General features: G+C 47.4%; 19 protein-coding genes. 7 read left to right on the forward strand and 12 right to left on the reverse strand.

From position 1 onward, the window contains the following. From ABDW32_RS22650 to ABDW32_RS22670, 5 genes are all read right to left on the reverse strand, one after another. Positions 1-472, reverse strand: a 472-nt coding sequence (locus tag ABDW32_RS22650) for a hypothetical protein (protein ID WP_343566084.1), incomplete at its 3' end; no start/stop codon positions are given. Between the two features lie 5 nt (positions 473-477). Beyond that, complete coding sequence (locus tag ABDW32_RS22655; RefSeq protein ID WP_343566085.1) at positions 478-663, reverse strand: hypothetical protein; 186 nt, start codon at positions 661-663, stop codon at positions 478-480. A gap of 315 nt (positions 664-978) precedes the next feature. After that, entirely contained in the window at positions 979-1731 is a 753-nt protein-coding gene (locus ABDW32_RS22660) for an SDR family oxidoreductase (protein WP_343566086.1), read from the reverse strand. A 60-nt stretch (positions 1732-1791) separates the two neighbouring features. After that, the gene (locus ABDW32_RS22665) at positions 1792-3432 is read right to left on the reverse strand and encodes an FISUMP domain-containing protein (RefSeq protein WP_343566087.1); all 1641 of its coding nucleotides are present in this window, start codon (positions 3430-3432) and stop codon (positions 1792-1794) included. A 37-nt stretch (positions 3433-3469) separates the two neighbouring features. After that, positions 3470-3643 (reverse strand): hypothetical protein, encoded by a 174-nt coding sequence (locus ABDW32_RS22670; protein ID WP_343566088.1) that lies wholly within the window; start codon positions 3641-3643, stop codon positions 3470-3472. A gap of 510 nt (positions 3644-4153) precedes the next feature. Here ABDW32_RS22670 and ABDW32_RS22675 point away from each other — a divergent pair. After that, the gene (locus tag ABDW32_RS22675) at positions 4154-4552 is read left to right on the forward strand and encodes a hypothetical protein (RefSeq protein WP_343566089.1); all 399 of its coding nucleotides are present in this window, start codon (positions 4154-4156) and stop codon (positions 4550-4552) included. 106 nt (positions 4553-4658) lie between these two features. Here ABDW32_RS22675 and ABDW32_RS22680 read toward each other — a convergent pair whose 3' ends face one another. From ABDW32_RS22680 to ABDW32_RS22695, 4 genes are all read right to left on the reverse strand, one after another. Next, on the reverse strand, positions 4659-4823 hold the full coding sequence (locus ABDW32_RS22680) for a hypothetical protein (RefSeq protein ID WP_343566090.1): 165 nt from the start codon (positions 4821-4823) through the stop codon (positions 4659-4661). A gap of 495 nt (positions 4824-5318) precedes the next feature. Then, positions 5319-5549, reverse strand: coding sequence for a hypothetical protein (locus tag ABDW32_RS22685; RefSeq protein WP_343566091.1), 231 nt, complete (start codon positions 5547-5549; stop codon positions 5319-5321). Between the two features lie 404 nt (positions 5550-5953). Next, on the reverse strand, positions 5954-6358 hold the full coding sequence (locus tag ABDW32_RS22690) for a DUF5675 family protein (protein WP_343566092.1): 405 nt from the start codon (positions 6356-6358) through the stop codon (positions 5954-5956). A gap of 4 nt (positions 6359-6362) precedes the next feature. After that, positions 6363-7130, reverse strand: a complete 768-nt coding sequence (locus ABDW32_RS22695; protein WP_343566093.1) for a hypothetical protein — start codon at positions 7128-7130, stop codon at positions 6363-6365. A 443-nt stretch (positions 7131-7573) separates the two neighbouring features. On the opposite strand from ABDW32_RS22695, the gene ABDW32_RS22700 reads away from it, so the two are divergent. Beyond that, positions 7574-7771, forward strand: coding sequence for a hypothetical protein (locus ABDW32_RS22700; RefSeq protein ID WP_343566095.1), 198 nt, complete (start codon positions 7574-7576; stop codon positions 7769-7771). A 48-nt stretch (positions 7772-7819) separates the two neighbouring features. Here ABDW32_RS22700 and ABDW32_RS22705 read toward each other — a convergent pair whose 3' ends face one another. Both ABDW32_RS22705 and ABDW32_RS22710 read right to left on the reverse strand, forming a co-directional pair. Beyond that, the gene (locus tag ABDW32_RS22705; protein ID WP_343566096.1) at positions 7820-8308 is read right to left on the reverse strand and encodes a hypothetical protein; all 489 of its coding nucleotides are present in this window, start codon (positions 8306-8308) and stop codon (positions 7820-7822) included. A gap of 97 nt (positions 8309-8405) precedes the next feature. Next, positions 8406-8759 carry a hypothetical protein gene (locus ABDW32_RS22710; RefSeq protein ID WP_343566097.1) on the reverse strand — a complete coding sequence of 118 codons (354 nt, stop codon included), beginning with the start codon at positions 8757-8759 and terminating at the stop codon, positions 8406-8408. 157 nt (positions 8760-8916) lie between these two features. Between ABDW32_RS22710 and ABDW32_RS22715 the strand changes: the two genes are divergently transcribed. The 5 genes from ABDW32_RS22715 to ABDW32_RS22735 all read left to right on the forward strand — a co-directional run bounded on the left by ABDW32_RS22715 (position 8917) and on the right by ABDW32_RS22735 (position 11877). Continuing rightward, complete coding sequence (locus tag ABDW32_RS22715; RefSeq protein ID WP_343566098.1) at positions 8917-9447, forward strand: hypothetical protein; 531 nt, start codon at positions 8917-8919, stop codon at positions 9445-9447. A 312-nt stretch (positions 9448-9759) separates the two neighbouring features. Then, entirely contained in the window at positions 9760-10749 is a 990-nt protein-coding gene (locus tag ABDW32_RS22720) for an AraC family transcriptional regulator (RefSeq protein ID WP_343566099.1), read from the forward strand. A gap of 25 nt (positions 10750-10774) precedes the next feature. Continuing rightward, positions 10775-11083 carry a hypothetical protein gene (locus ABDW32_RS22725; RefSeq protein WP_343566100.1) on the forward strand — a complete coding sequence of 103 codons (309 nt, stop codon included), beginning with the start codon at positions 10775-10777 and terminating at the stop codon, positions 11081-11083. 21 nt (positions 11084-11104) lie between these two features. Further along, positions 11105-11413, forward strand: coding sequence for a hypothetical protein (locus ABDW32_RS22730; RefSeq protein WP_343566101.1), 309 nt, complete (start codon positions 11105-11107; stop codon positions 11411-11413). 77 nt (positions 11414-11490) lie between these two features. Further along, complete coding sequence (locus tag ABDW32_RS22735; RefSeq protein ID WP_343566102.1) at positions 11491-11877, forward strand: hypothetical protein; 387 nt, start codon at positions 11491-11493, stop codon at positions 11875-11877. Positions 11878-11945: 68 nt separating this feature from the next. Here the strand turns inward: ABDW32_RS22735 and ABDW32_RS22740 are convergent, their stop codons facing one another. Then, positions 11946-13334, reverse strand: a complete 1389-nt coding sequence (locus ABDW32_RS22740; protein ID WP_343566103.1) for a RagB/SusD family nutrient uptake outer membrane protein — start codon at positions 13332-13334, stop codon at positions 11946-11948. Positions 13335-13337: the final 3 nt, after the last annotated feature.

The raw sequence follows: 13337 nt of genomic DNA on the forward strand, positions 1-13337 counted from the left end.
CTGCATTGAGAAGTTCATTATACAATGGCGTGGTAGCGCCATCTTTGATAAAGATCAGGCGAAATTTTTTATTCTGATTCAAGGGAACATCCGCTGCCCTTAGCTTGTTCGCATTTGTCGAAGCTTTCAGGCCCTTTCCTGATTCGCCAAGCGCATTGGTCTGCATATCCGTGGCGAAGTCAAAGTCAGCTGCTGACTGAATATTCAATGGGGATACCACTTTTGACTCGAATGTCATGCTTGCTTGTAAAGCGGCAGCATCCTGTGGGCTGGCCACCGAGGCACCTTTTTTCACTGTTCCGTCGACATTGATGACGTTGTCATCGTTTACAAAACGTACCGAACGGATAGCGACATTGCCTTTATTGACCTGTATATCTTCCTTATTTTCTTTGTCTGAACAGGAAGTGGCTGTCAGGGAACTTAGGCCCAGCACCAGGGCCATACTGTATATGCTAAAATATTTTTTCATTGCTATTAAATGTCGTAATCTCTGTTATTTGACCATCCGGATTCAAATTCCCGTTCTGAGGGGGTCTGACTGGCATCTTGCGACCCTGAATTAATGTTAGCTGAACCTGCTGCTACAGACTGCTCGAGCTCAATTTGAAACATCCCGATTTTTGGTGGAATGTACTGTTTCTTGTGTTGTTCGTTTTTCATTTTATTAGCTATCAAGTATATTTATCCTTCTTTCTTTTCCAACCGCTAAAAGGGATCTCAATGAGCCCTTAAAAAGATTAGTAGTAGTGCGCACGTAGTCAACCAATCTTTTACCGTTGCAAATTTAAAACGGGAATCAATGTGAAATCAGGACGATTCAGTGAAAGGTTAGGACATTTCCTATATTTGAAATTTTTACGCCGGACGAAGATTTGGGAAGGTGTTATAAAACTGTTAACCGAGCTAGCAGGCAACCCGAAAAGCTCGTGGATAAAATGGTGCCTGCCAACCCTGGTTTCAATCTGCCAGAAACGGCTATTTGATCAAGTAGCCACCATCAACAGGGAGATAAACGCCTGTACAGAAGCTCGCATCGTCGGAAGCCAAAAACAGAATGGGTTTGGCAATTTCCTCTGGTAAACCGAGGCGGTTCATCGGATGTAAAGACTCCATATAGGTCAAGAGTTCCTTATTATCCTGGTTTGGCAGTATTGGTGTTGCGATATAGCCTGGACCAATGGCGTTCACCCGGATCTTGTGCTGGGCATTTTCCAGTGCAGCCACTTTCGTTAGGCCTACCACGCCATGTTTGGCACTCACATAGGAAGCGATGGTCTCGTTGGCTACCGCACTCATAATGGAACCTATATTTACGATGGAACCGCCATTAGGTTGCTTGCGCATCTGGGCAATCTGAAATTTCAGCCCATAAAATACGCCGCTCAGATTAATATCCTGTACTTGCTGCCATTCTTCATTACTCTTTTCGTGCAGCAGGCTTCCACCGCTATCGGAAATACCGGCGTTATTAACAGCAATATCGAGGCTTCCGAAAGCGGTTACCGTCGCAGCCACGGCTTGTTCCAGCTGCTCCGATTTCGAAACGTCGCAGGATATAAATTCAACCGCCGTCCCTTCCTGACGGATCTCTTCGATGGCGTCCTGATTTTCTTTAACATCTGCCAACATGACGTTGGCACCCTCCCTGGCAAAAAGGATAGCAGCAGCCTTCCCTATTCCTGAAGTCCCGCCCGTAATAAAAACTGTTTTACTTTCAAATCGTTTCATCTATCTATTGTTTAGTTATATAAGCAGCCCCGCATCTCGGCGGGGCTTAAATCCATTCCCTTATTGTGCAGCGATACAGCGAATCGGAAAGGCCCAATCCCGATCGAAGCTACTGTCGTCGATATTTGCATCGCCGTCGTGTACGATTTTGTAGTGGAGCACCCTGTTATTCTGAATGGTGCTCGACCAGTAGAAACCTTCTATTCCTCTTTTACCCAATGTTCCATCCTCATAATAACGGTTACCGGCAATGGGCAGGGTCAACTGTACGTTCGCATTTCTTTTGCTCTTAAAAATACGGGCGGCAGAATAGTTACTTGCGGATTCGGACCAGGTTCCGATATTGCCATCGGTGACGTCATTTTCCAATATTCGCATTTCTCGGGCTGTGGGCAAGCGGTAGCCTGAAGGGCAGGGATCGTTTGCGGTTTTGAGAGGAGCAGTTTCGCTGCCCGAGTTCCATGCCTTATCGTCAGGATTCTCTTTATTCCAGGGGCTAATGGCGCCCGCACCAGTCGTAGCCGTGGCGGCAACGGCCTTCCTTCCCCACTGATAATAGTTACCGTGCAGGCCGTTCACACTCGGATCCTGATCCGGATTCAGGTTGTAGTTGGCACCTAGGTTATGGCGCATCCAGATCAGGCCGCTGATGCGTGCTGCAGATTGTCCCTGATAGGTCAGGTAAGTATCGTTGGGAATGACCGAAAGATTCAGATTATACTTTACGCCCGGCTGAATACTGAGGCTGTCAAGCGCCGTCAGGTTGCTCGCCGTAATTGGCCCGATGGTGATCTTGGTCAAGAACAGGCTTCCCCCCAGCGCTGTATTGGCATTCAGCTGTTTGGGTGCAGCATTTACTACCATTGCGTTCAGACCCGAAAAAGTCAGGTCGGCCTTGCCCTGGGTTCCCGTTTGGCTCAGCGTACCAGCGTCCAGGCTGACATCAGCTGTCGGATAATGTGGCGCAATGGAGGCTACAATTTCGGTGATGTTGTAGCCTGTCGCCGAAGCATCAATTTTGGTGCTGATCAAGGTAAACTTATGCTGCAGTACTATCGCTAAGTTATTGTCGCTATTTTCCATAACGGTCATCTCGCGACGGAAATACATAAAGTCGTCGTTATCGCCATTTAAGCCACTTATACTGGCAGAAGACAGTGTCTTATTCTGCGCATCCGTATAACTGACGGCTGGAAGTGCCGAACTACTGTTGACCGAATAGGCCACGAAACTATATTGTACCCCAGTTTTGAGCTTTAATTCCGCTGTACTGCTCTCCTGCCCCCGGGTATAGTCCCGTTCGGTGATGTACTTACCGCTGCTGTCAAAGACCAGCAGCTTATATTTCACATTTTGAGCGAGGTCAGTTTGTTCGGCAGCGGCACGTTTGTCCGTTGATGCCGCTTTTCTGATTGCTCCATCTGCATCTGCGGGAACTACAGGGCTCAGTTCGGCCACCAATGCCAGCTCCCGATTGATCGGTATTAGCTTTCGCTGTCCCGTGTTTTTCGGACTTCCTGGTGCTACCCTGTCCGAAGCTCTATTTTTGATGTCTGTAGACTCTTTAAATTGCGCCCCTGAGAGGCTGACTTTTATCGTTGCTTCGTCATCGCCGCTTTGCGGTGTTCTTTCCTTGTTGCATGAGCTTAGCCCGCTAGCGAGCAACAGCAAAATCCCAACGCTTTTTATCAAATTTTTCATCTTCATACGCTAATTTCTCTTTGTTTTTTCGATACGATTACCAGGCCATCGAGCCATTTTTATCGCCTTCGTTGTTCCATTCGCTCTTGACCTCCTGATTGCTGTTGGTCGGCTGCACGTTGGCCGAACCGGCCGCGATGCTGGCTTCCATTGCTACGCTTGTGGCAGCAAGCCGGGGTGCCACATACTTTTTTTTGGGTTTGGTTTTCATATGATTACATTTTAGTGTATACGCTTATTTCCTACTGTATATGCTTAAGGCAGCATGCTCCATGTAAGCGCTAAATTTTCGGTCGTACTGCTCTGCAGTTAAACCCTGCCCCAGGTATCCTGTACTGTCTTCCTATTAAGAAATATACGTACCGTTAAAATTAACCTTAACGCATAGATAAAAACAGGACAATTCCGCGTTTCTATAGGACAATATGTAGAACTGGCAATTTTTTGGGTAAATCCGCAGCAGGGGCGGATTTTCCCTGTTGTTCTTTTGGATTCATGGCTGACAAAGGCCAGCTGAATGAATACAGCAGATCTGCTTTGGTATGACCGTTTTACGCTGAGGAAGATATTTAACAAGACAGCGAGGCGACAACTTAAAGCGGCAAACCCGGCATAGCTACGATCTGTCCTGCTTATTATCAGGATTATACCACTCTTTTTCGTTTTACCGCACGGACTTATTATGTAGTTTTGATGCCGTTAAATTTAAAAAATGAGGAATATGAAAACATTAGAAAGAATGGGCTTGACGTCCTTATTAGGATTGTTGACCGGATCGCTTTTTTTATTCGGGGGTTGCAGCAAAGACGACGGCGACACAACAGCCAGTGGATCTGTCAAAGTGACCTACAAAATCATCGGGTCATCCGATACGAAGATCAATACAGTGGTGTATTTTAGCGGCAGCAGTCCGGTGAGTGCCACAGGTGATTTCGGTTCCACTTGGGAGAAAGAAGCTACAGTGGAAAGCAGATCCAAAGCGATCGTCACGGCCAGTGCCAACGGGCTTAAACAAACCTCAACGTTGAAAGCACAGATCCTGATCGACGGTAAAGTGGTCAAAGAAAGTACCCCTTCAACGGGAACAAGCCTCACTACGCAGCTTTCCCTTAGCAATTAATAATCTATCGGTCACCTGAAACAGCTCTAGGTAGCCAACTTTTAACAACGAAACAGGCATTTCAATGATGAAATGCCTGCATTTTATTCGCACAAAAATTCAAATGCTATAGCACACCTGAGCTCATTTCACCTGAATCATCCCCTCCATCGCCAGTGCTTAAAATTCCCGAGGAACCGGATCCAGCTGCAATGCCTTCTTCCATTTCCACTTCGTAACTGTTGATTACTGGCGCAACATAGTCTGCTTTCTTTTTTTGTTTTCTTTCCATAAGAATGATTTTTTAAATTAAACTGATTGTTGATGTACAGCCCTGCCGCTACTGCACGCCGCCAAATATATTTACAATCTCCCGACCAAAATATTAGGTGAAAAGTAAGAGAAACTTTAAGTATTAGTAAATTAAGTGTTACAAATCAATGGTTTATAAAAAGGTGTTCATAAATTACAGTCACGATTTGAACAAACAAAGTCAGGTTTGGCGAAAGCCTTTTCTTCCGTGGGTTAACGAAAGATCGTGAAGATCGGTGGACAGATTCCCAAAGCCCCTATACAAAAAGGACGCAGCCCCGGGCTGCGTCCTTCTAAAAATGGCCTAAAGGTGGCCTAAGGCTTGCGGCTGTTTTGCCATCTGCGCAGCAGGCGGCTCGTGGCAAAACTTACCAGCGTACCTAATACGGCCGTGAGGACCGTTTGCAGTACATCGCCCAGGGAAATACTGGCCCAGATGGAGCAGATTGTTCCGCCGATTGTGGAGATACGGAGATCATTCAGCTTCATTGGCTTCGCTCCTTTCCTGCAGCAGATCTGCCTGTTTATTTACTCTTTTCCCAGTCTCGGCTGGAGGCTTTTCCTGTTCCTCTTCCAATACAGTCTCCAATACACCTAAAGCTATTGCAACATAGCGCAATACATTCCCTACCTTACCCGGTAGTTTAACAGGCGCCGCGAGCAGCAGCTGCAGCACCTGTCCGATTTTGTTAAAGATCTTTTTCATTTCTGTTACGTTAATTAGACAGGATAGCGGTCATGTGCTCTATTCCTTCATGCAATTGCTACTGACCACTATCCTGCCTCTTCACCCACCAACACACCTTTCGATAAACATGAAGGGCAAGGAATAAGTGACATTGCTTTGTGTTGTAGCCTGTTCAATACAGGAGGACAATGAATTGGAAGCCTAATGTTCCGACTACCAATCCCCTTCCTCCCACACACACACCTTTCGTTAAGCTAAGGAGATCATGGAATTGAAAGCCTAGCGTTCCGGCTGCCTATCGCTGACGCAAGATGACGATAGCATAAATCACTGTCCGAGCACAGCGAGTTTGATTTATGCCGTCATCTTGCTAAGAAGATGGCACAAAGGAATGCAGCAGCCAATTCCAGATCTCCAAAGCCTTATCGAATACGCAAATACACTTCATCCCCCATATCCCAGAGGCAATACACCAGTGCTTTCAGCTTGGCCAGGGCTTTGCCGCTTCCGGTACCGCGTCCCTCGCCGGTCAGCGTGGTGACCGGGGCAATGCAGCCCAGCAGTTCCTCCAGTGCGTTATTGGCCGCATGGATCAGAATGGCCTCCCGTCCAAGGACATGTGAGATACCGATCTGCTCACCATGCCGTGGGTACTGCTTCTTCACCAGCTTGTACTGGCCGATCGGGATACAGCTGATCCGCGGGAGGTTGTTGCGATCCGGCAGCTCGATGCTGTGGCAGATCTGTTCCCCCTGGAAGCAGATGGTACCATTTGTTCCCTGCGCACCGTACTTGCGTCGGAGCGTCAGGACATGTTGCTGTTTCATGGCGCTATGGCATCAATACCTGAACAAAGGTCAAGGCATTGTACGCCCCATTCGATAAGGGATAGTAGCCGCCGTTGACAAACTGAGAATAACTGAGTCCCATCAGCAGCAAGATGGCGCTGTCGGGCTGTGGTGCGGGATCCAGCTGCATGGCCAGGCTTTCCGCTGGCGAAGCATCGCTGCGGCCTACATCCAGGTACGACGAACGAGCCATCGCAAGCGAATTGGCCTCCGCATTCTGGGCGTCAAACTCCGCAGCCACGATCTGCACCTGCACGTGTGTCGCCCCGGTCAGCATCTTGACCTGGTTTTTGGCGATCATCTCCGGTAGTTCGAGGCTTGTCGTGGCCGTAGCGCTGTCATAGATCGGACGGCTGCGCAGGAAAAGGACCTCGCTGAGCTTTGCGTTGGCATTACATTCCAGCCCGGTCAGCTGGCCAAGGTTTTGGCTGATGACCTGCCTGTCGCCACGGCCATTGACGTCGTCGGCGCGGAGAATACGGTTCATCAGTCCCGTCAGCCGGTTCGGAAAGCGCGGATCCGAATTCTGATTGAGCACCACGCGGAGCTGTTCGCGCAGTTTCTTGCTTACATTGGCCGCGCGGCCGAATTCCGTGCCATTTTCCTTGGTTCGCTGGAAGCGCGGATCGGAGTTGATCTGCTCCTTGCTCGGACCGCCCTTCATGCGTGCCTGAAAACCATCTTTTGTCTTGTAAAAGGATAGATCCCCGATCTTACCCTTGAACTTTACTAAACTTTCTTGTCTTGCCATGATAAATACATCTTGGATTACGAAACAAAGATGCAGGGCAAAAAATAAACCGCTGTCCCATAAGTCCCCATATGGGGTGATTTATACCCATTTGTTGCCGGTTGTCCCCGGATGGGGATATATGTCCTAAAATGGGTTATTTTGGGTCATATGGGGTTAAATGGGGTCATTTGTCACTTTTACATATTAAGTTTTTTTAATAACTTCAAATTAATGTTTAGCGTACTAATGGTATCCGTCCGGAGGGATCTGACGGGAGATGCACAGCCCCAGTAGGGATATAGCACATGTTAAGCACAGATAAAGCACGGATAAAGCACTGTTGACATACAAAGCGAAAAACGCTTTAAAGGTGCCACAAGCGTGCTTGACTGCTGGCCATGAAGACCAAAAACGACAGTGAACAGGACTTGTAGATATTAACTAAAAAGTAAGGAAGATTTATGTCTAATGAACGCGTATGCATCTATGCAAAAGATGTGAGTGCTCTTCTGGGCAAGAGCTACAAGCAAGCTGTACGAATCCTCGCGACGATCAAAGCAGCTTATGGTAAACGGGAACACCAGTACCTGACGATGGAGGAATTTGCGTCCTATACCGGTATCGATATAGCGACGGTACGTGCCCAATGTCGCGGCTAGCAGCAACAACCTCAAGGTGAAGACCTTGCCTATGCTTTCTTTTCTTACTTATTGCGATGCAGCCTCCGGATCCCAGGTCTGATGGGCCTTTTCAAGCCAGGCGGTAAAATCACTTACATCATTTTTATTCAGTATAAAATAATTGCTGGTATATTTCAGATAGAGTTTTTTTGTACGCGTTCCGGGTATGAGTTCCTGCCGCTCCAGGGCGTCGTAGCGCAGTATCCAATTGCCTTTCATAAAAAAACGGGTATCGCCCTGCAGCTCGTCCTTGACCATCCTCAACGATCGAAACCGGAGCAGCACCGTCTGTCCCTGCTCGTCATAGGCCATTACCCTCCGCTCCTGTAGGCTGAAAGCCATGTAGGCCGCCAGCTCAGAAGAACTCCGGACCTGTACAACTCCAGCTGTCCTAAGCCTTTGCTCCCGACCGAGGTCGCCGGCAGCATTGCCTTCGGGCGCGGGCTTAGCCTGGCGTAGCTTAACGATAGCTCCTGCCCGTGCATTGACGGCCAGAAAGTAGCGTGCCAGTGCCAACTGGTTGACCAGGGAAAACAGCATGAGCAATACCAGGCTCATCAGCACTAGCGCTGGCAGGTCTTTTGCCAAGGCCATCGCTCGCTGCTGCAACATTTCATAGGCCATCGGCAGTATCAGTATGGGGATAAACGGAATCAGGTAAGAGCGGCGGAAATAGATTATCAGAGCCTGACGGTTGGCATGCAACTGGGAGAGCAGTGGCCGCCGATAGCGGATCAGCCAATTGGTGAATAACGCTATCAGCCCATAAGCAATTGCCAAAGACAGTACGGGCATTACCTGCTTCTCCAAGCGAACCGATCGCCAAAAGTGTGCGCCTTCGCTGAGCATGATGGTCCAGTAAACGGCCAACAGCACGACAGCCATATGCAGCAGCGCTAGTAGTGGCCTCAGTCCTTGAAACAAATGATACATATTTCCTAAACAATTGGTCTAAACATTTGCCCATTTCCATGTCCTAATTTTTGCATACATGTCCGAAATATGGACGTGCGCGTAAAAAGTACAAGAAAATAAAAAAATGTTTCTATAGTTTTAAAATAGGTCTAACAGCAATTATTATTAAACCCCTACAACATAACAGTCAACTAATTTATTAAATATTAATGATAAACAAAGAAATAGACAACTTCATTAAAACATTAAGTGCCTACATGCCCTTGAGCCCCGAACATATGGCGATTTTTGCCGAGCAGGTGCAGGTACGGCAGCTCAAAAAAAACAGTCCCCTGCCTAATTTTCGCAACGACTACTTTTTCGTTTCTGCAGGACTTTTGAAAAAAGAAAACTGTGACAATGGCGATGTCCAACTCTTTCTAAAGCCCGGCGATATAGAGCTTTTTGCGACCGAATCGGAAACCTTCCATTACATCAGTTTAACGGAAAGTACAGTGCTGCTCTTTCCCGTCAGGCTGATCATCGAACTGCTTCAACACCGTGCACTCGTGGAAGGCTACCAGCGGCTTGTCCACCGCTGGTGTGCCCTACGCTGCAGCCGTCAGGATCTGCTGCTGCTCAAAGGACCCGAGAAAAAGGCCGAACTGTACCGGCGGTTGGGCAAATGGGTCAATAGTATTTCCAATAAGGATCTGGCGCGTTACCTGGACATGGACAGCAGCTATTTCAGCAGTCTCTAAGCCGGATTTTCCGATTGATTTCTATGAATTTTCCGGTTTGTTTCTGGGAAAATCAATAGCGCAAATACCCTTTTCTGAACGAACTTAGTGCTAAGAAAAGCAGCATAGGCTACCGTCGATAGCCTACAGTGCCCCAGGTAGCCGCTGCCCCATCGGCGGCTATATTTGGGGTCATGCGACACATTTTAAATTGAAAAATCTATTGGATCTTAGTTGGTTAGCGGTTCGCAGGCCGAGCGAACAAAGGAGGGTGTTCATACCCTCCTTTTCTTTTTAATAAAAGGCGATCAAAAAATCGCGCTATATAATTAAATGGAAAATCCCATCGTCATCGACCAGTTCTTAGCACAATTGGACTGCAGCGCGGAGATCGCCAGCAGCCCGCCCGGCTATGTGGCCTTTCCGTTACGTGGCGCAGGCTGGGAAATACTCCATTGCACTAGCGGTCTGCTCAGCCGGCAGTCCCGAAAGCTGATCGGTGCCCATCTGCAGCTTGTCGAAGCGCAGCTCGATGACGACCTGACGATCCCCTTTACCGTGACCAAGCCAAGCTGTTTTTTATATATCCAGCTGCGCGGTACAAGTCGCTTTTATGACCAAGGGCTACTCCTTCCTTGCCCGGATCGCCCCTACCTTTCGCTTTGTTATTATCCCGCGGGCGACTATACCTTTCAGCTGGGAGAAGGGCTGCATAGTTTTGCGTTAATCTCCCTAGCGGAAGACTGGTTTAAGGAGCTGGGCAGCAGCTATCCGGCTTTTAGCCAATTGACGGAGGCTTTCCTTTATGGTGCAACAGACTGCCAGCGCCTAGCCCCCATGCCCCTCAACAACACACTGTCGGAACTGCTGGATGAGATCTGCTTTACCACAGTCAAAAGCCTGCAGAATAGGACACGCATGGTGCAGCAGCTGGGCAAGGTGCTGGAGCATTATCATGGCTTTGTTGCGACGGTAAGCGCGGCCGCCGGTCGCAGTGTTACGGCACTACGGGCCGCGCTGGACAGCTACCTCGAGCAGCATTATATGGATGAGCGCCGATGCAGCATACAGCAGATAAAAAAGAGTCTGGGCTTGACGCGAAATAGCAGTGAAAAAATCGCAAAAGAGAGCCTGGGCTGTACCTTGCGGCGCTATGTCCTAGAATTTCGGATCGGCAAGGCCTGTGCCCTGCTGCTGGAAACCAATTTCAAGATCTCCGACATCGCCTATCAGACGGGATTCTCCGATCTCGCCCATTTTACCAACAGCTTTAAGCGCTCGTTGGGCATGCAGCCCTCGGCCTACCGAAAAAAGACGAGTTAGCCCAGATTTGTAAGATTTTGTGCTTTTGGGACAAAAAAAAGGATTCGCCGGCGCATTTCAGGACAAAGACTTCGGAAAATCCCGTCGTAACTTTGGGTATAGCGTTAAACAAAAATATTGGAAGCGTATCGGGGACCCGACCCATTTTTTCCGATGGGAAAGTTCTGACAAGGTAGCCAAAGGCAGTGAGACCAGCTACTGTTATCCGCCGGTACGCAATGGAGCTGAACGGATGTCAGGACATAGGAACGCGGGTACAGCGATAAAGTGCAAACAAGCCCATGTGGGCAGGTGGTGCCTAGGTTGCACTGCTGAGAACAGACAATTGGATTAGGTAAAACAAAGCCGTATGATTATGAAACGCACCGTAAAAATAGTATTGACAGACTTCTTCCGCTGGCTCGGAAAGCTGTACTCGTCCCTAAGGATATGGGTGCATGTTCTATTCCTACAGCGTGCTTTGGTCTTAAAGGTCGTCAAAGACCTGCTTGTGATAGACAGCTTACCTAATCGGATTGGCTTCGCCCAAAAGAGAGTTGTCAGGAGAAGGTTTCATGATCGTAAGGGTGCGCTGTTCACGGAAAACCCGGATAGCTGTGCAGAACTATCCGGGAAATGGCTGGCCGAGTATCGTGATACAAAGCCAGCCAGCGAGGTCTGCTAAAAGACAACAAGCAAAACAAATTTAATTAAAGTTTTTTGAGGCAACCTTTTTTTGCTATTATAAAAAAGACCACCACCATGATTTCAAAGAAAATCATAAAACGAAGTCTAGTCGGCGTCGGGTCGGCATTGACTTTAACAGTTGCAATTTCATTCGCGGTGAATGCGATGGAAAATGCACACGAAATCAAAAATAAACAAGTTGAATACGAAGATTGGTATTTTACAGGAACCACGCCCGAACAGGCATTAGATCCAAACTACTACTCTTCGTCTCCGTTACCTAGCAAACCTTGTGGCACTGTTGTCAAGGAAATCTCCTGTCACATCGTTGCTCCGGACAGTAGCGGATATCCGCAAATGAGTGCAAACTCAGCTGCCGGTAATCCGATCAACAGCGAAATTTCTTCTGCAAATTCGTCATTGACCCCCAATTCAACTGTTCAGTCCTTTAGACAAAAATAGTTGAATCGATCGGAAGGCCGGCATAAATATTCTCTTATGTCGGCCTTTCTCTATTATCGCATTCGCAATTATCTTAATGTTTGTGGGACACCACTTTGCTGGATCACTTTATCAGGCAAACAATAGGTATACCTTTTGTCTCCGGGCGGCAAGGTAAACACTTTTGATTCACCATTTATTTTCAGTTCTCTTCTTAAAGTCTGCGCATAATTAGGATCAAGATTTAACCTCCGCAGATCTGCCCAGCGTGCTCCCCTAAAAATCATTTCCTTTCGTCTTTCCTCCAATACAAACCTTAGCGCTGAGTCATTATCTGAAAAATCTGGCATTTTGAACCTGCTTATCCCATTCTCATCCTTCTTCCACCGGTTCTCCAAAAGATGCTTTAGCGCTTCCAGTCCCATTGATCGGTCTCCTTTTCTGATCAGGCATTCAGCCTTGATCAGATAGAGCTCCCCAACAGTAGGACCAATAAAACTTCCGAAGTCCATCCCCGCGTAGTTACCTCTAAAACCGATCCGACCGGGGGCCTTTTCAAAGAAAAACAGTTGTTTTCGAAGGTCGCCATCCTGATACAGATTGTAAACTGGAGCAGGTACGTCCGCGTAATATTGAATAGTCGTAATGGCATTTCCAACAGATGCGAAATAAATGGTCTCCTCATTAAAAGCTGCAAAAGGAAATATTAAATTTCCGTCAATCTTTGTATAGTCCATCAGATTGTCTTTAATTGCAAGCGTGGCATTTGCATATTGAAGCGCGCGCTCATAATCCTGCATATACAGGTACGTCCTAGCTAGTATACTCAGTGCGGCTTCCTTAGAAGCTTTTGTACGGTTCTTTGTTCCAGCAGGCAGTAGATCTACAGCTTCCTGGAGTAAGGCAATTGTTCGATCATAACTTTCCTTCACGGTAAGCCGTTTAGACACACTGTTAGGATCGGAAGATTCCCGCCAGACCACACCCAAGCCGCTATTATCTTGCCCTGCAACAAAAGGTTCGGAAAACACCTGACACAATGTACTATAAGCGAAACCTTTTATGAAACAACTACTCCCTTTTAGTATTTTCCGATCGGCCTCTTGAATACTTTTAATTCTATCCAAAGATTCTTCGATTACATTGGCATAGGAAATCGGCTTATAGGCATCCAGCCATTGCAGGGAGATATTTGCAATCTCATATTGCGGCTTCGGCTGCCAGGTGTAGATATCCTGATAAAATACCGATTGTTCATTATAAGTATCTTGGGGTAAAATATAGTCATCAGATCCCATTTCGATTAAACCTGTAAAGCCGCCATTGATAGTGATTACATCATTCATCAGGGCGAAAAGATCCGCCGCGCTTTCCGGATACGCCAAATTGGAATCCGGCTTTTCGTCCAAATATTTGCTACATCCCAGCATTAACATACTTACTAGGACGAAATATGGTATTAAACTATTCTTTTTCATAAT

It is taken from the genome of Sphingobacterium sp., assembly GCF_039596235.1.
GTDB lineage: Bacteria > Bacteroidota > Bacteroidia > Sphingobacteriales > Sphingobacteriaceae > Sphingobacterium.